18 protein-coding genes and 1 pseudogene are annotated in these 16,889 nt (G+C 67.4%); 5 read left to right on the top strand and 14 right to left on the bottom strand.

From position 1 onward, the window contains the following. Window positions 1-235: 235 nt before the first annotated feature. The 9 genes from OHA61_RS39605 to OHA61_RS39565 form a co-directional block, all read right to left on the bottom strand. A complete protein-coding gene (locus OHA61_RS39605; RefSeq protein ID WP_406307217.1) occupies window positions 236-1,192 on the bottom strand; it encodes an urease accessory protein UreD in 957 nt (318 codons plus the stop codon). Next, entirely contained in the window at window positions 1,189-1,884 is a 696-nt protein-coding gene (gene ureG, locus OHA61_RS39600; RefSeq protein WP_406307216.1) for an urease accessory protein UreG, read from the bottom strand. The genes OHA61_RS39605 and ureG overlap by 4 nt, the downstream gene beginning before the upstream one ends. 26 nt (window positions 1,885-1,910) lie before the next feature. Further along, complete coding sequence (locus tag OHA61_RS39595) at window positions 1,911-2,585, bottom strand: urease accessory protein UreF (protein ID WP_406307215.1); 675 nt, start codon at window positions 2,583-2,585, stop codon at window positions 1,911-1,913. 78 nt (window positions 2,586-2,663) lie between these two features. Beyond that, window positions 2,664-4,481, bottom strand: coding sequence for an urease subunit alpha (locus OHA61_RS39590; RefSeq protein WP_406307214.1), 1,818 nt, complete (start codon window positions 4,479-4,481; stop codon window positions 2,664-2,666). After that, a complete protein-coding gene (locus OHA61_RS39585) occupies window positions 4,465-5,148 on the bottom strand; it encodes an urease subunit gamma (RefSeq protein ID WP_406307213.1) in 684 nt (227 codons plus the stop codon). The genes OHA61_RS39590 and OHA61_RS39585 overlap by 17 nt, the downstream gene beginning before the upstream one ends. 675 nt (window positions 5,149-5,823) lie before the next feature. Further along, window positions 5,824-6,633 (bottom strand): relaxase domain-containing protein, encoded by an 810-nt coding sequence (locus OHA61_RS39580; protein WP_406307212.1) that lies wholly within the window; start codon window positions 6,631-6,633, stop codon window positions 5,824-5,826. 556 nt (window positions 6,634-7,189) lie between these two features. Next, on the bottom strand, window positions 7,190-7,393 hold the full coding sequence (locus OHA61_RS39575; RefSeq protein ID WP_406307623.1) for a cold-shock protein: 204 nt from the start codon (window positions 7,391-7,393) through the stop codon (window positions 7,190-7,192). Window positions 7,394-7,718: 325 nt separating this feature from the next. Then, a complete protein-coding gene (locus OHA61_RS39570; protein ID WP_406307622.1) occupies window positions 7,719-8,225 on the bottom strand; it encodes a CPCC family cysteine-rich protein in 507 nt (168 codons plus the stop codon). Window positions 8,226-8,373: 148 nt separating this feature from the next. Further along, entirely contained in the window at window positions 8,374-8,973 is a 600-nt protein-coding gene (locus OHA61_RS39565) for a DinB family protein (RefSeq protein WP_406307211.1), read from the bottom strand. 472 nt (window positions 8,974-9,445) lie between these two features. Here OHA61_RS39565 and OHA61_RS39560 point away from each other — a divergent pair, with 472 nt between their 5' ends. Further along, entirely contained in the window at window positions 9,446-10,600 is a 1,155-nt protein-coding gene (locus tag OHA61_RS39560; protein ID WP_406307210.1) for a pentapeptide repeat-containing protein, read from the top strand. Window positions 10,601-10,742: 142 nt separating this feature from the next. Here the strand turns inward: OHA61_RS39560 and OHA61_RS39555 are convergent, their stop codons facing one another. From OHA61_RS39555 to OHA61_RS39545, 3 genes are all read right to left on the bottom strand, one after another. Beyond that, on the bottom strand, window positions 10,743-10,913 hold the full coding sequence (locus tag OHA61_RS39555; RefSeq protein ID WP_406307209.1) for a hypothetical protein: 171 nt from the start codon (window positions 10,911-10,913) through the stop codon (window positions 10,743-10,745). Beyond that, window positions 10,876-11,013 carry a hypothetical protein gene (locus OHA61_RS39550; RefSeq protein WP_406307621.1) on the bottom strand — a complete coding sequence of 46 codons (138 nt, stop codon included), beginning with the start codon at window positions 11,011-11,013 and terminating at the stop codon, window positions 10,876-10,878. Before OHA61_RS39550 ends, OHA61_RS39555 begins: the two co-directional genes overlap by 38 nt. A 104-nt stretch (window positions 11,014-11,117) precedes the next feature. Continuing rightward, entirely contained in the window at window positions 11,118-11,399 is a 282-nt protein-coding gene (locus OHA61_RS39545; RefSeq protein ID WP_406307208.1) for a hypothetical protein, read from the bottom strand. A gap of 1,359 nt (window positions 11,400-12,758) precedes the next feature. On the opposite strand from OHA61_RS39545, the pseudogene OHA61_RS39540 reads away from it, so the two are divergent. From OHA61_RS39540 to OHA61_RS39530, 3 genes and pseudogenes are all read left to right on the top strand, one after another. Further along, window positions 12,759-12,989, top strand: a pseudogene (locus OHA61_RS39540) (hypothetical protein); the annotation flags it as partial. Between the two features lie 115 nt (window positions 12,990-13,104). Then, entirely contained in the window at window positions 13,105-13,656 is a 552-nt protein-coding gene (locus tag OHA61_RS39535; protein ID WP_406307207.1) for a hypothetical protein, read from the top strand. Window positions 13,657-13,767: 111 nt separating this feature from the next. After that, on the top strand, window positions 13,768-14,037 hold the full coding sequence (locus OHA61_RS39530) for a hypothetical protein (protein ID WP_406307206.1): 270 nt from the start codon (window positions 13,768-13,770) through the stop codon (window positions 14,035-14,037). 97 nt (window positions 14,038-14,134) lie between these two features. Here the strand turns inward: OHA61_RS39530 and OHA61_RS39525 are convergent, their stop codons facing one another. Further along, entirely contained in the window at window positions 14,135-15,013 is an 879-nt protein-coding gene (locus tag OHA61_RS39525; RefSeq protein WP_406307205.1) for an SDR family oxidoreductase, read from the bottom strand. A gap of 63 nt (window positions 15,014-15,076) precedes the next feature. Between OHA61_RS39525 and OHA61_RS39520 the strand changes: the two genes are divergently transcribed. Beyond that, window positions 15,077-15,673, top strand: a complete 597-nt coding sequence (locus OHA61_RS39520) for a TetR/AcrR family transcriptional regulator (RefSeq protein ID WP_406307204.1) — start codon at window positions 15,077-15,079, stop codon at window positions 15,671-15,673. 575 nt (window positions 15,674-16,248) lie between these two features. On the opposite strand, the gene OHA61_RS39515 is transcribed toward OHA61_RS39520, so the two are convergent. Next, window positions 16,249-16,785, bottom strand: coding sequence for a YcxB family protein (locus tag OHA61_RS39515; RefSeq protein WP_406307203.1), 537 nt, complete (start codon window positions 16,783-16,785; stop codon window positions 16,249-16,251). Window positions 16,786-16,889 lie beyond the last annotated feature (104 nt).

Genomic DNA, 16,889 nt, shown 5'->3' with positions numbered 1-16,889 from the left:
GACCTGAGGCAGAAACCCGAACGACTCGGTTGAGTGAGACCGGACATCACCATGGGGGCTCGGGCTGAAGGCGCCGCCTCCCGGGCTGGATGATTACGTCGTTATAAACCTCGCCGACGGCCAATGCCTCCCCTGACTCCCCCTGCAGATTCAGCCGGATCAGAAAGCTGGTGCTGCCTGGCGGGCCGACTTCGAGGTCGGGCGCGCGCCGGGGAGCACCGTCCAGGATCGGCCTTCATGCTTGCGCGATCAGGGCGTGTGCGAGGGCCGTGTCGAGGAGGCGGCGCAGGTGGGCCGGTGTGGGTGCGACGGCGGTGGCGAGCAGTGCTGGCCCGTTGGCGAGAGGGGTGAGGACGGCGCATCCCTCCGCCGGGTCGTCACCGATGACATATGGGTTTTGATCTGCGGTTAGCTCGGGGTGAACGGCGAGGAGTTGTCCGGTTGCGCGGTGGCCGCCCAGGACTGCGGGGCCGTCCCAGGCTGGTGCCGGGTACCCGTAGGCGGTGTGCTGGTCGAGGAGCAGTTGGCCTTCGCGCCGCACGGTCAGGCGGGTGGAGAGATGACCGGGGGGTTCCGCTGTGCGGCCGAGGAGCTGTTCTTCCCGTAGCAGCAGGCGGGAGGTGGAGGCGAGTTCCACGGCGTAGGACTGGTGCAGGGTGCTGCCTCGGGCGCTGATCAACGGCTGTGGCAGCCAGTTCAGGGATGCGTTCTCGCCGACGGTGAGTCGGACGTCGTAGGTGGCAGGGGCGGTGGTGGAGCCGGGCAGGGCGATGGTGGCGGCGGCAGTGGTCACCTCCAGCTCGGATCGCGCCTCGGCCGCGATGTCGAGTTCGAGTCGGTCCCCGCCGAGCGGTGCGCTCATTGCCCCGATCACGCAGACCCGTGCCCGCCCGTCGCGGGCTCGCAGTCGGCGCAGATGGAACGGACCGTCGTTGTGGAGGAGCGGGAGCGTCGTTGTGCGGCCGTTGTGGGCGGCACGGATACGGGCGGTGGCGCGGACGCCGGTGGGGTGGAGGACGGAGGTGTGGTCCTCGGGTGCGCGGCTCTGGGCACTGGGGTGGGTGCCGGGCGTGTGCGCCTGAATTGCAGAAGGGACCTCGGCTGCCCGCCCTTTTCCTGCCTCGCCTTCTTCAGCTCCCTGCTGGTAGCCGGCCGGCGCCCGTGTCGAGGTCGGCAGTTGCGCGGCGGTCACGCGGCGACCTCGGCACGCCAAGCGGAGAGACGCCCGGTGACCCAGTGGGCGACCGGACGGATCCCGTCGGCCGAGGCGAGGCTGGTGAATGCGACCGGCAGAGCGCCGCGCTGCTTCTTCGCGTCGGCTGCCATGGTGTCCAGGTCGGCACCGACATACGGCGCGAGGTCAGTTTTGTTGACCACGAGGAGGTCGGCGGTGGTGATGCCGGGCCCGCCCTTGCGCGGGATGTCGTCGCCGCCGGCCACGTCGATCACGAATACTTGAGTGTCGACGAGTCCGCGCGAGAAGGTGGCGGTGAGGTTGTCCCCTCCGGACTCGATGAGAATCAGGTCCAGCGGCCCGAGTGTCTGCTCCAACTGCTCCACCGCTTCGAGGTTGGCGGAGATGTCGTCGCGGATCGCGGTGTGCGGGCATGCACCGGTCTCTACGGCGGTGATCCGCTCTGGCGGCAGCACGGCCTCGCGGCGCAGGAACTCGGCGTCCTCGCGCGTGTAGATGTCATTGGTGACCACGGCGATGGACAACTGGTCCCGCAGCGCACGGCACAGCCCGGCCACGGTCGCGGTCTTGCCCGAGCCCACGGGCCCGCCGAGCCCGACCCGCAGCGCGCGACGGGTGCCGTCGGGGCGCAGCGCATCGGCGCTGAAAGCGTGGCGGTGGGGCATGGTCGTGGGATGGTCGAGGTGCACGACGACTCCAGGTCGGTAGAGGGAAGTCAGGAAGCGAAGAGACGGACGCTCCAGGTGGCGTGTTGCTCACCGGTGATGTCCAGCAGCGGAGAGGACGCGGCGGGCAGCACGCCGACACCCTCGGCGGCTACGCGATCCGCCGCGTCGGCCGCGGTTCGGGCGACCTCGTCGAGTTCACCGGCGAGCCGCGCCAGGAGGGCGGTCGCTTCGAACGGGTCGAGGCTCAGCAGCCTCACCGCCGCGGTCGCCGGCCCGCTGACGCTCTCGTGCGCGGCGCACTGAGCGGCATCGAACGGCGTCAGGCCGGCGGCGCGGGCCGCAACACCGAGGACGACCGGCTGGTGCGCTCCTTGCGGCAGGACGCGGGCGAGCCGGTCGAGGTCGGGCGAGGGCCAGGTGATGCGCGCCGCCCGCAACATCTGCCGGCCGAGCCTGCGGGCGACCTGTCGCAGCGCCGGCACGGGCGTGCGGGCATCGGCAGCCTCGTCCAGCATCAGAAGGGGGTATCCAGTGGCCGCTGCGGCGGCGAGCCCGGCCGCGGTCAGCCCGGCGGTGTGCAGGCGCCCCCGACAAAAGGCCTCCAGACTTGCGGTGTCGTACACGCCTTGAGAGGCAACAGCGGCCTCCACACCGCCGGAGTGGGCATGCCCACCGGCGGGAAAGCGGCCATCAGCCAGGACGAGCAGGGCAGCACGGCTCATGGGGGGCAGCGGCCCGCCTTTCACGGGGACAGGCGGCCCGGCGAGAAGGCGTGGCCGGGCCGAACGGGGAAAGCGGGATCAGAACAGGAAGTACCTCTGGGCCATGGGCAGTTCGGTGGCGTAGTGCCGTCCGATCTGTTGCCCGTTCACCGTGGTGCGTACGTCGGAGGTGGTGGCGCCGCCGATGGTGACGTCGAAGGTGTCCGGGTCGATGACGATCTCCGGCCGGCCGTCGTTGTGCACCATGTCGGCCTTGGTCACCTGGCGCGTGGACTTGATCGAGCGCAGCGGCTTGAGCAGGCCGATCTGGGACAGCTCACCGTCGACGGCCAACTCCGGCACGAAGTTGAAGGAGTTGCTCTTTGGAGATCGGCCGCTGAACCCCCACACCGGGCGCGGCAGGAACGGCTGCGGCGTCGGAATGGACGCGTTGGCGTCACCGACCTGCGCGTACGCGATCTGGCCGCCCTTGATGACCATGTGCGGCTTCACACCGAAGAACTTGGGTTCCCACAGCACCAGGTCCGCGAGCTTGCGCGTCTCCACGGAGCCGACCTCGTCGTCGATTCCGTGGGTAATGGCCGGGTTGATCGTGTACTTGGCGATGTAGCGCCGGGCCCGGAAGTTGTCCGCCTCGGAGGTGTCCTCGCTGAGGTGTCCGTAGCGGGACTTCATAACGTGCGCGGTCTGCCAGGTCCGCATGATCATCTCGCCGATGCGGCCCATGGCCTGCGCGTCGGAGGACATCATCGAGATGGCGCCCATGTCGTGCAGCAGGTCCTCGGCAGCCATGGTGGAGGGCCGGATCCGCGAATCGGCGAAGGCCATGTCCGCCTCGATCTCGGGGTTGAGGTGGTGGCACACGATCATCATGTCGACGTGCTCCTTGACGGTGTTGACCGTCAGAGGCCGAGTCGGATTCGTCGACGCGGGCAGCACGCTCGCCTCGCCCACCAGGCTGATCATGTCGGGTGCGTGACCGCCGCCGGCACCTTCGACGTGGAAGACGTGCAGGCTGCGGTACTTCCCCTTGCCGTCCTTGGTCGCGGCGAGCGTGTGCTGCACGAACCCGGACTCGTTCAGCGAGTCGGCGTGCAGCGCGACCTGAACGCCCGTCTCGTCGCACACCCTCAGAGCCGCGTCGATCACCGCAGGCGTGGCACCCCAGTCCTCGTGGATCTTGAAGCCGAGGGCGCCGGCGGTGACCTGGTCGCGCAACGCCTTCTGTGACACCGTGCTGCCCTTGGCGAGCAGACCGATGTTGACCGGGTAGGAGTCCAGCGCCTCGAACATCCGCTGGATGTGCCACTTGCCGGGTGTCACGGTGGTGGCCGTACTGCCCTCGGCGGGCCCGGTGCCGCCGCCGATCAGTGTGGTCACACCCGACGCGAGTGCTTCGTGGATCTGCTCAGGGCACAAGAAATGCACGTGGGTGTCGACGCCGCCGGCGGTCAGGATCCGTCCGTTGCCGGAGATCACCTCCGTCTCGGGCCCGACGACGAAGTCCGATGCACGTTCGCGGCTGTTGGGCTTTGGTGACATCGTCTCGGGGTTGTACGCCTTGCCGATCGCCTGGATCCGGCCGTCGCGCAGACCGATGTCGGCCTTCACCACGCCCCAGTGGTCCAGGATCAGTGCGCCTGTGATAACCGTGTCCACCGGCGTCCGGGTATCGTCGCGCGGAATGTGCGACTGGCCCATAGACTCGCGGATCACCTTGCCGCCGCCGAAGATCATCTCGTCGCCGCTGCGGCCGGGCCCGCCACTCCAGTCCGCGTCGATCCTGATGACGAGGTTGGTGTCGGCGAGCCGGACCCGGTCGCCGGTTGTCGGGCCGTAAAGCTCGGCGTACGTGGACCGCTTCAGAGGGCTCGCATATTCAGTCGCGCCGCGCATCGAGGTGCACATCCTTTTCGCTCTTCCCGGCCTGAAGTCCCCTGACGATGCGGTCCCCCGCGATAGGCACCAGCTGCACGGTGCGCTCGTCACCCGGCTCGAATCGCTCCGAGGTCCCGGAGGGGATGTGCAGCCGCATGCCGTGTGCCGCCTTCCGGTCGAAGCAGAGACCTTCGTTGACCTTGAGGAGACCTTCGTTGACCTCGGCGAAGTGATAGTGCGAGCCGATCTGGATCGGGCGGTCCGACGGGTTGCTCACGAGCAGTTCCACGGGCTGTTGGCCCTCGTTGAACTCCACCGCGGATTCATCGCCGTCCGGACGAAGCTCCAGCTTGCCCGGATGGACATCCACGTCCTCGGCCGCCTCGTCGAGCGGATCGTGAATGGTCACCAGCTTCGTCCCGTCCGGGAACGTCGCCTCGACCTGCACGTTGGCGATCATCTCCGCGACGCCTTCCATAACTTCGCTGCGCTTCAGCACACGGCGGCCGGACTCCATGACCGAGTCCACCGTCGCACCGGCCCGGGCCTCCTCGTACACGTGCGCCGTCAACAGCGCCATGACCTCGGGATAGTTCAGCAGCAGCCCCCGCTCACGGCGCCGCTGGGCAACGTCCGCCGCGACATGGACCAGCAGACGTTCCTGCTCATGCGGAGTCAGGTGCATACAGTCCCCCTTTCTACTCATCGCTTGATCTGGGCGGCGAAGACTCAACAGGGCAGCGTGATGCGTGCTGGCGCCGGATGCCGCAGGTTGATCATCGACGGCAGGACAAACGAGACGGGGGAGAAACACCCCACCAAAGGAGTGAAATAGGGACATAGGCGGCGATAGAGGACGCGCCTCTAATGTCAACGTACCCCTCTTGCTTGGTGCAGGATCCCGTTGATCACCTGCCCGTGATCCCGCCATCGGCCACAACGCCCGTTGCTCACCGGCAGAAACGGCTTCAGAAGCGCGCCTGACGCCTACATGACAACGTTTCGCCAGTGCGTGACGGCGGAGCGTCTGTGGGTTCGCGAGACCGATGACGATGAGGGCCGACGGCTGAACTCAAGGAGAACTTCGGTGAGTTCACGACGCATACAGGCCTCCAACTCCTCCCGGAGCCGCCAGGGCGGACAGCTCGGTGACGATGGTGAACGACGTGCGCACCATCCGGACCGCCCATGGCCAGCGGCATCACCGTGTGCGTGGCCTGCCCGTGAGCCATCCCGGTACGGTGCACCCCTCCGGTGCGCATCGGCGATGCGCATTCACCTCTGCCGTTGCCCCGACGCCGGGCCGGAGTCCGGCTGTTGGTGTGCTCGCTGGTCGTGTCCGGGGCGCGGTGCGGCGGCGTCACCGGCGGCCTGGTTCTCCATGCGTGCCGCACCCTGCCGCTTGCGTGCGTCTGACTCCTGGGTGAACGCGGCGAAGCGAGCGAGGTTCTCCGGCGAGCGCATCCACGTCGCCGGGTCCGTCGTGCGGCCGGTCTTCACGGCGGGGCCGGCGGGCGGTGTGCGCGCTGTCCGGACCTGCGCGCTCAGCGCCCGGCTGGCGACCTGGGCGCGCTCGTAGGCAGTCGACTCCCGTACCCGCCCGCCGGGGGTGGTGACCCGCCAGCGGCGGGGCCGGTGCCAGTTGGCGGTGTAGGTGATCAGGTCCGGCGGGGGCGGGCGGCGGGCCGGGTGAGAGGCCGGGCGTGGCGTCGTAGGGCGACATGGTCTCGCCGATCGCCCACTCGTGCGCTTCCTCGATGGCCTGGCGTATCCAGTCGTCGCCCAGTGCCCACAGCAGGGTGATCGAGGCTTGGGGACGGAACACGAGATCAAGGGCGAGCAGCGGGTTGGCGATGTCCGCGATCGAGCGGCCGAGCACGGTCGCCCGCCGCGCATCGTCCGGGGTGGCGCCCGCCGCCAGGAGCTCGCCCTCGATCCGGTCCGCGTCCGGGTGCCGGCCCTCGCCAAACAGCAGCTCCGTGACCACCGCCCCGGGAGTGAGGCCGAGTGCCGGAAGGCCGCGACCCATCCACACGCCGGGCGGGACACCGGCTTCCTCCTGCGCGGCTTTCAGTGGCTTCCTCGCCGGGCGACGGCCGTCGCCGACCATCACGCCACGGACGTAGTAGCGCCAGGCGTTGCCCGGACCGATCTTCTTGAGACTCAGCACCCACCCAGAGGACACCGTTTCTGACCTGCGAAAAAGCAAAACCTGGAGTGCTTCCCGCCGGGCGGGAGAACATCGACAGATTTTTACGCCGCTCCCGCCAGGCGGGCCGCGCGACGACCCCCCGGAGACCGTGAAAAGACTCCACCGCGCACGAACCGCACGACACCACACGCCCCATGACGGAATCCCACACACACGAGGCGCACCAACACGCACCCGTCGTCCCCGACCACTTCGGACGGGACACCGAGCACCCGGCACCACCAAGTACCCGCTCCGCCAATCGCCCCCTGGCGTCGGCTGGAGGAGATTCGTGCCGACCTACGAGACCCTGCCGCCAGCGCCGCCGCTTCCACCGGGTAGTCGTCGGCGCGTTCGTTCTCTGCTACAGGTGGCGCCCGGCGTCTACGAACTCACGTGTGCGGGCGCACCACCTGGCAGTAGGGCGGGCGAAGCAGCGGAGGACGACGAAGGGCTGGCCCCTTATGGGATGCTGTTGGCGAATCCGGGACTGCGCTCTGTTCCAGTGGAGAGCGCGGGCGGAACGAGGAAGGGGCTACAAGGGGCGGACCATTTCCGCCTGCGGCCCCTTCTCCCCCTGGGTGGCCTCGAACTCAACCCGCTGATTCTCTTCCAAGCTTCTGTATCCGTTGGTCTGGATGGCTGAGAAGTGAACGAACACGTCTGCGCCGCCATCGTCCTGACTGATGAAGCCATACCCCTTGTTGGCGTCCCACGACTTCACAGTGCCTGTTGCCATCAGTCCCAGTCCTTCCTTCGGTGCCACGGCGCGATCCTGACGCCCCGGCCGCAGCCCGATCGAGCAGACTCCGGCACTTGATCATTTCCTCCCGCGGCGGCGAAATCCACCATCCTCCCTGCACCTCACCCATGGGGATGAACCTCGCCGCGTCACGGCTCTCCCCTGAGGTGAGACCAGGTCGGCCGACCCAAAAGGCCGGCACCACTTACCGCCGGGCCGGTTCCCGTAAGGATGCTGTTGGCGAATTGCCACCCGCTGACGATCGCCCGCTACGGCCGGGGCATGGATCTATGCCGAGACCGGACTATGCCGACGGGCTATATCAGCGTGCGAGATCACCGCTGGTTGAACAGTCGGTCTGCTCGGCGGTGTTCGGCATAGCCACGGGGGCGGGAGAGGCAACGAAGCTCTCTCGCAGACGTCGGGAGGAGCGGTAGCTGAGGCAGGCTTCGAACCAGCGGCCTTGACCGCCGTTTGCCACCGATCTTGAGTCTCCTGCTCTGGCGGCGGCGACATACTGCGCGTAGCGGAGGCGTGCATCGGTGAGGCTGTCCGATCCGTTGGGACCGCGCCATACTTCGTCGGCGTTCAAGTCGTCCTGACCATCGTCTTCCCAGCCGCATTCGTGGCAGATCTCCCACTCGACGCGGGCTTCCAGGGTCGGGAGCTTGCAGCAGGGGCAGGCGTATGGACCCTCGCCCGCCGGGCATGCCTCACGCAACTCTCTGGGTGTCACCACGCCTTGAGTGTCGCATTTCCTACGACGGCGGCTGCGGGCAGCGGCATTACAGGCTGTCGAGGAACGCGAGGATCTTGTCGGCGGCGCCATCATCCAGACCGGCACCGAGTCCTATCGCCTCGCCCGCACCAAAGCCCAGGCCGACGGGCCGAAGCCAGGTGAAGGCGCCACACGGGATCGGGCCGCCCTGCAACCAGCCCACCCCAAAGCTGGAGTGGCCAGCCGCAGCAGGGCGGGATCAGTCGTTACCCGCTTCTCGCGCCACGCGCTCCACTCGGCGCCGGTGGGTCTCCCACCATGCCCCATCACCCGGTGGCATGTTGTCGTTGCCCTTCAACATTCCGACCATCCCGTCGATGAGTTCTCGCACGATATCGGCGTGGCCAGCATGCCGATTGGTATCGGCGATCACGCGCACCAGGACGTGGTGCAGTGTCGTCTCTCGTCGGTCCTCCGGCCACCAGGGGACGTGACCGATCGTTTCAAGCGACAGAATCGCGAATGTGTTGCTCGAATGTTCCCACGCCTGACGGTACAGCCCGACGATCTCTTCGCGTGACTCGTCCGCAGTGGCCCACATGTCAGCGTTGGGTTCGGCGTCCTTCGTATACCACCAGGGCGGTGGCTCCTCATCGAAGAACGGCCGCCCGAACGTGTCGCCGAAGTACCCCAGCTCCACGCCAGCGATGTGCTTGACCAGCCCCAACAGGTTGGTGCCGGTGGGCGTCAGAGGACGGCGGACATCGTATTCCGAGAGCCCATCCAGCTTCCACAACAGAGCCTCACGAGCGTCTTGCAGATAGCGGAGAAGGTCCGCCTTTGGGTTTGGTTCGATCATGCCGGGCAGTCTTCCACCCAGCACTGACAGCCGAGCCTCGGGCAGCGGGGCGGTGCTGCAGGGGCTTTGCCTCGCAACGCTCAAGGCGCCTTGCCAGCCTCGCCTCTATCCGGGCGGGAGTGACATCAAGAGTCACTGACATTGATCTTGCCTGCCGCCGCGAAACGACTCCCGAAGTCACCGCGAAACGACATCCGCGGAAAGTGACACAGCCAGGCGTGCCCGGTCCGGTTGCTTCTCAGCCCCCGGGAGTGAGTGACGAGCAGGGGGAACCTCTGTCCATTCCGGAATGGCTGCGCCTGGAGGTGCAAGCGGGGTCAAATGCTGCATGTCCTACAGACGCAGGCAGCAGTTACACCGGAGGGCTAGTCGGACAGCACGAGCCGGGGCTGTGCCGACGCCCCCTACCGGCCGTGGCACTGTCAGCTCGCCAATACCCAGGCAGCGGGATGCGGAGTCCGTAGCGGCAGCGATGACTCGCGAGCCGCGCGGCGCGTCATCGCCTCAGGCCGAGGACGCGACAGAGCGGGTCGAAGGACGCGGTTGGACACGTTGGATCGAGCTCGCCTCGGTTCTGACCGCCTCCGTCGTGACAGTCGCCACCCTGCTGTACTCCAACGCCCAGGTGCGCGATGAGCTGAAGGTCAACCGTGACATGTTGAAAGTCAGCCGCGACGAGTTGCGGGTGAGTGAGGAGGGCCAGATCACGGACCGGTACACCGCGGCCGTGGAGAACCTTGGCAACGAGGCAGTGGACGTGCGCTTGGGCGGCGTATACGCCCTGCAGCGCATCATGCAGGACTCCCGCCGTGACCAGCCCACCATCGCCAATGTCCTGGCCTCCTATGTGCGGGCTCATACGATCAGGCCGTCGAACGGGAGCAGCAGGGAAGTGCCGGCTGATGCGCTTGCCGCGCTCAAGGTGCTGGTGAACCGTAACCCGCGCCTGGACGGCGACTTCACGCTTGATCTGCGCCAGACCCATCTTGCTGGTGTAGATCTGAACACGAGTCTGCTGGGCAAGCCAGGCCGGTGCGCCAACCTTGAGCTCGTGAACTTCCGTGGAGCAGACCTGACCGGCGCCGACCTCACCGGCGTGTTGATGCATGAGGCGACACTCCAGGGCACAAACCTGAGCAAGGCAAACATGCGGGGCGCAGACCTGACCGAAGCGACTCTGATCGGTACGAAACTCAAGGACGCCCGCCTATTCGATGCCGACCTGACCGGTGTCTTCATCTCCGGAGCGACGTTGGCGAATGCAGATCTCGGCCTCGCTGCTCTGAGATCCGCCCGTCTCGAGGCTGTAGATCTGGCCCACGCACAGCTCCGCGGGGCGGATCTGCGCGGGACAAGTTTCCATCTGTCGAACCTCAGGGGAGCCAATCTCGAGTCAGCGAACCTGACGGGGGCGAACTTGATGACTGCCCAGGTGGCGAAGGCGCAAGTACTCAGTGCTGTCATCAACTCCAAGACGCTGCTCCCCCAAGTGCTCTTCAGGGACCGCGACGTCCAACGGCGCATCGCCGATGTTGAAGCGCTGATCAGGAAGGACCCGGACCACTTCTCAAAGGAAGTCCCGATGCCCTTCATCTGCTCGTCCCCCGCGGGTGCTTCGGTGAGGTGATGACATCGCCTCCGCCGGTCGCGAGCCAGCGAACGTCTCGCCGCGCCGACGGAACGGTGAGCGGCCGGTCCGCGGCGGCAACACGCTTGACGCCCGATATGTCGACGGCCCGGTGTGGGCCGGGCCGCTCGGCAGGACAGGGTCAGGGAGTGGAGTGAGTCTTCTTCTTGGACTCATTCCGGTTGAGGATTAGGAAGACGAGTCGCTTCAGGTCCTGCGGGGCCATGCGCTCGATGACGAGGTTCATGACGGCTTCGGGGTCCGCCCGTGGGACGTCATCGAGTTGTCCGGTCGGAGGATACGCAGTGATCATGCAGGAGGGGGAAGCCGTCGCGGTTCTCTAATTGCCGGAAGCGAGCCACCACCAGGGCTGGGGCCTTCGCGCGGTGGCGGCCGCCGCTCCCCCACCGGATTTCCGCGACCGCGTCCTCCAGCCACGCGAACGTCGCGGCGATCGCCCGCTCGTGTGCCTCTCAGGGCTTCAAGATCAACGCGTTGCCCCTCTGGCGTATCTCGGTTACACGCCTGGCTGGGGGTCCTCGTTGCCCATGTCCGGGGAGTTCTGGCGGGTATCGTGGGCCGGTTCACCGGCCAAGCGCCGCTGGAGGTCGACGTGGCGGAACTGGTACAGGCCAGCGACTTGCCGCAGCACCCCCCGCCGCTCATGAACGTCGGAGAGGAAGCCCATCAGGTCACGGGGCAATCCGCATTTGAGCGTCAGATACCAGCGCGTCGCCGTGAAGGGTAGCCATGCAGATCGATACGGCATGCCTGCGGCAACGTAAATGATGGCCACCACAAGCCCCACTATTGCTCCACTGATCGGCCCCCTTCACCGCAGCCTGGGCGAGGTCTCCTGAGAGCCTGTTCCAGACCGCCTGTGCGGCACCTACCGTGATCGTGCCCGCCGCCACGGCTGCGAAGACGCCCTGCAAGAAGGATCGACGGTCACGGGCCAAAAGGCTGGCCGGACGTCCCGCTTTCGTCACGTCGGCTGCAGCCGGTCGCACGCCCTGGGCTTTTGCGGAACGGGCATCACGGTATGTGTGATGCAGAGGCCGGGCTACTGCAGGGGTGCACCATCCTCGGCTCATGGCCCTTCGGGTGTGCACCATTGACGTGCACCGGACAGGAGCGAGTGCACAGATCGGGGAGTTCCTGAGACGGCTGTGCACAGTGGGTCAGCCGAAGCCTCGTTTTGCGGGCGCCCAAGTGGAGGGGCTCCGACTGGTTCGCCGGTGCGGAAGGGGGCCCGGCATGATGTCCCGCATGACCGCCAGCACCACGCCCATCACCCCTCCCTGCCTGCCGGTACGAAGGACAGGCTCAAGGGCCGCTGTTCCTAGCGGAGAGGAAACGGGCCAAGTCGCTGAGGAGCACGCCGCGGTGGAGACCGCTTCCCGAGCCGTGAGGTGGTCGTGCGTCGGGCGCAATGGACCCGCCTGGCAGATGTCCTCAGTGCGATCACCGTGCCTCGCGGGTGCACAGCCGCGCCCTAGCTTCAGGAGGCCTCCATCGCCGCGCGTGCCGCTTCGACGAACCGCCCCAGGCACCGCAGGTATGTCCCCTGTGCCTCCTCGAAGCGTTCGCGCGCGTTCGCGTCTCCGCAGGTGATGCGCCAGAGGCACCGATTGACCTTCAGCGCCGCGTCTAGAGCTCGTTCTCCAGGCCTCGGCGCCCGTCATCGCCCAGGCACTGGGCTACCACGACAAGAGCACCACCCGCATCGCCACCGAAGCCGGAGCCCCCTGGAAGAACTACGCACCCGGCGACCACACACGCTGAACGGCCCCAGGCCGCAGCCACCCAGCTCAGCCAGAACTCGTCCTACCCCGAAATCACCGAATGGGCCGACTACTTCCTGCGCGCTCGCGCGACCGACGCCGACGCCCTCACAGCCTTCGCCCCACAGGACGGACGCGACCACAGCCCCTGACACTCGCCCCCTTCCACGACAGCGGGCAGCCGAACACCGACGACACGATCAACGACGCCTACCAATCCCAAGGCCGGAACCATGTCGTGTAGATCGTCCGTGTGAGCCGACCGTGCGGAAATGCAGTGGCGTGGGCCTCCAGCCGTCGAGCAGCTCCTCATGTGGGAAGTCAGCTCTGACGCTGATCGGCTCCGAGCGCGGCCCGGCGCGACTGCATGGCGATCGATCCCGCGGGCGCATACCTGGCGGGTCTCTTTGGACGACCGGCTCATCGACCACGAAACCGGTGTCGACCTCGACGGATACGTCTGGGGTGTGAAGTGGCACCGCCTTTACCCGGGAGCCAGGCTCCTCCCCGAGTCGGAGGCCACCCGACGCTGGTCGGAGGCCCTCGGGATCGACTTCCACGAGGTGCGCATGGAGACCAACGCGCACAACCTGACCCTTCTCTGGCACGCAGCGGGCACGGTGCGCGGGGGATCTGGACAGCACGGCTCTGCTCCGACATGCTGCATCGGCGATCACGTGCAGCCGCGGCTGCACGGTGCGGTGGGGGTGGGGATTGGTGATGCGAGCACGTGCCGAGGCCTCGCCGCCGGAGCGCGTCCGGTACGGGCTGAGCCGCTTCCAGCGCGCGCTGCCCTTTCTGCCCTTTGCTGTCCTCGGTTTCGTTATCGAGGTCATCGAGGTCAACGACTGGATGCGAGGCGAGCCGTTCAGTGCTGGGCCTGCCAACCCGTTTTGGGTGTGGATCGCCATGCCGCTGTTGGCGATGATCGTGTTTCCGCGCCATGGGGTAACCCTCACGCCGTCGGCAGCCGTCGTGCACAATCTGCGCCGGCGGACCATCCCATGGTCCGATGTGCAAGGCGTCCACACCGAGTCTTCCATGGGGGTGCGGGCCGTCGTGATCTACGAGGCCACTGGTCGCCGCACCCGCCTGCGGGCGCCCATTACCGGGGTCCTCTGCTGGGATCGTGGGTTCGAGGAGAAATTCCACGCCATCGGACGATGGTGGCTGGCTCACCGCGGAGCGGATTGGGCTCCTGTCCCGCCACCGTGGGCGCTGCGGGACGGTCACTCTACGTCCGGCGGGACCCCTTTCGCGCCTCCCGCGTAGCTGGCGGCTGCACGCCACGAGGTCGAGTGCGCGGGTGGCAAGCCACATCTCGTCGCGCTTCTTGAAGGGCCGCATGACGGCGCCCGGGTCGTCGTGGCCGGGTGATTCACCATGACGCCGACGATCTGCGCCTGGTGGCGGCCTTTCTCGGCCCAGGCCTTGAGCATGCCGACGGCGCCGTGTCTCAGTCCGTTCTGGTCGATCTTGACGCATACGGGGGCGGTTGAGCCGAGCGCGCTGCGCCTGCTCGATCTCCTCGAGGATCCGCGCTGCGACCTTGACTTGATTGTCGTTCTCGACGCCGCTGGCGTGGTGGCGGTACTCGATCGCGCTGCGGACGCCAGGGAACGTCCCATCTGGCCGGAATCACAGCGGATGTGACGTGCTTGCTGAATCAAGAGGTCACGGCGTGACACTGCTGCTTTGACGACGGCGGACTGAGGGTTGCACCCGGGGGCGCAGGTCGCGGTCGACGAGGTTACGAACCCTCCGTGAACGAGGTGGTGTGGTCGGCGGCCCACTGGCGAAACGTTCGCGGCGCCGTCCCGAGGATGTCGGCCACCGCGGTGGTGACGTACGCAGGCTGTCCGATTGCCGTGCTCCACGCGGCGAGCAGCATGTCGACGACCGAGCTGGGAGCCGTGCCCTCTGACAGGCTCCGGAACTCGTCCGGCGTCATCTCCTCGAATGCCATCCGGCGCCCCAGGGCGTCACCGATGGCGCCCACCTGCGCGGCCTGCGTCAGCGACTCGGGGCCCGTAAGGACGTAGTCGCCTCCGACATATCCGTCCTGATAGAGCGTCCGCGCCGCGACAGCTGCGACGTCGCGGTCGTCGACCGGTGCCGTCTCGGCAGCGCCGTAAGGCCACCGGACGACCTCGCCGGCGCGGATCGCGGGCGCCCACCAGGCCAGCGAGTTCGACGCGAGCATCCCCGGCCGGATGATCGTCGACTCGAGTCCGGTGGCCGCGATGAGCCGCTCGATGTCAGCGTGCATTACCGCCATGGGATTGGGCTGCTGGAAGAAGGGGTGCGGTGTCTGGTGCGGGGAGGAGAGGAACACGACCCGCCGCACATGGGCCGCCAGCCGCTCGACGACTGCCGCGGCGGTCTGAGGCGGTGCGGTCCAGACGAGGAAGACCGCACCGGCGCCATTCAATGCCGGGTCAAGCGATTCGGGCACGGTGAGGTCGCCGGTGAAGACCTCGACCTTCGCCGGCAGCGTCCCCGCCGCCTGGGAGCGATGGGTGAGGGCGCGGACCGGCACCCCCGCGTCGAGGAGTTGGTCTATGACGACGCGGCCGACCCGGCCCGTCGCCCCGGTTACGAGCACGGGAGGAATGTCTGTCTGATTCATGCCGCCCATGAAAACGTTACTCGGTTAAAAAAGCAACTCGGTCATGAATGTTACGGTGGTCAGATGAATGAACCGACGGGACTGCGGGCCCGCAAGAAGGAGCGGACGCGCGACGCCATCGCCGACGCGGCCGTCTCGCTGTTCCTGGAGCGCGGCTTCGACCGCGTCTCGGTCAATGACATCGCCGCGGCGGCCGAGATCTCCAAGCCGACCCTCTTCCGGTACTTCCCCACCAAGGAAGACCTGGTGCTCCACCGATTCACGGACCACCAGGGCGAGGCTGCACGCGTCGTGCGTGACCGCAGGTCCGGCATCAAGCCTGTGACTGCGCTTCACCGGCACTTCCGGGCCGGCCTCGATCGGTACGACCCCGTCACCGGCCTCAACGACCATCATGAGGTAGTGGCGTTCCATCGGCTGGTGTTCACCACACCGAGCCTGGCGGGACGACTCACGCGGTACCAGCTCGAGGACGAGGAGGCGCTGGCGGACGCCCTCGGCGAAGGCATCAAGGGACACCTGCGAGCCGCCCAGGTACTCGCGGTTCAACGGGTGCTCGCCCGGGCCAACTGGCAGAAGATCGCCGACGGTCGAACCGCCCGCGACGTCCACCCCGAGGCCGTGGCGGACGCCGACCAGGCATTCGGCCAACTGCGGTGACAAAGGCTCCGCGGCCTGGTGCACGCGTTGCCACGGACCCGGTCAGGCCGCTTCCGTGTGTGCTGGCGGCCACCGCCTCGTCGGACACAGGCGCCAGCATGATCCCGACCTTGTGGTCACGGAAGGTGACAGGGCGCACAGCCAGATATCTCCCCGTCAGGTGACCGCCGGCGGGGAATCTGAACTGGGCCACTGACAGGCGAGGACCGGATACAGGGCGCCAAGTGGGTCGAGACCGGGACCGGGACCGGGGTGAAGTCTTCCCTGTCCAGGCGGCTTGTGCGAGCTGGTCCCGGGCGGCTGACAGCCTCGGTCGGCGGGTGAGGCGTCGAGTCATGAGCGTGATCGCGGCCCATAATCTTCGCAGGCTCTCGCCTTCTCGCCCTTTCCGAGCCACTGTCACTGGCGGCACTGCGCCCCCGACCTCCTCTGCGCGCCGGCCGGGAAGGGCCTCTAGGGCCAGTCCTGTTACGCAGATAGCAGTCAGAGTGACGAAGAGTCGTGGGTCCAGCTTGACTGGAGGACACGCAAGCGCCCGTCGACACGGGGAGAGCGGGGCTCGGGGAAGCCTCTAGCTAGCGGCCTTGTGTCCGGCGGCTCTTGGAGCGGCGGACCCGGGTCTCCAGCAGAACGCCCATCAGCTCGGTCTCGCCTGACCCGGTGAGCAGCCGCTTGGGCACGATCAGCAGGATGGTCTTCCAGCCGAGGCGGCCGGTCACGACGTAGACCCGCTCCGTCTCGTAGGAGCGGTACATGGTGTGCCACGGCACCCGCATGAGCTCCTCGGAGCCGCGGGAGACGACGAAGCCGGCGTCGTCGACGACGGCCTGCTTCTCCCCCGTGGCCTGATCGGCGCGGAACATGCGGCCGGCGAGCAGCGGGGGCAGGAACAGGCCGAGCACACCGTAGACCAGAGCGAGCATCAGCAGGCCGGCGTTGACCGGGCCGCCGTGAGCGGAGGGCCTCAGGCTCAGCGCCGCCATCAGGACCGCGGCCACGACGATGAGCCACCGCAGGCGACGGAACCATTCGGTCGCTGCGACGGCCTCGTCGAACTCCTCCCGCGTCAGGATTCCGCTGAAGGCGATGGTTGTCTGTCGTATGTCGTCCACGGGCGCGGAGCCTACAGGTCCGCGCCCGGCCCGCCAGGGCCTGATCGGGGGGACAGCTCCTGGTGACGTGAGTCAGAGATTCGTTGGCAGTAGGCGGCGACCTT

Source organism: Streptomyces sp. NBC_00885, assembly GCF_045207475.1.
GTDB lineage: Bacteria > Actinomycetota > Actinomycetes > Streptomycetales > Streptomycetaceae > Streptomyces.
Note: the sequence above shows the minus strand (reverse complement) of the source record. Positions and strands in the feature narration are given on the sequence as shown.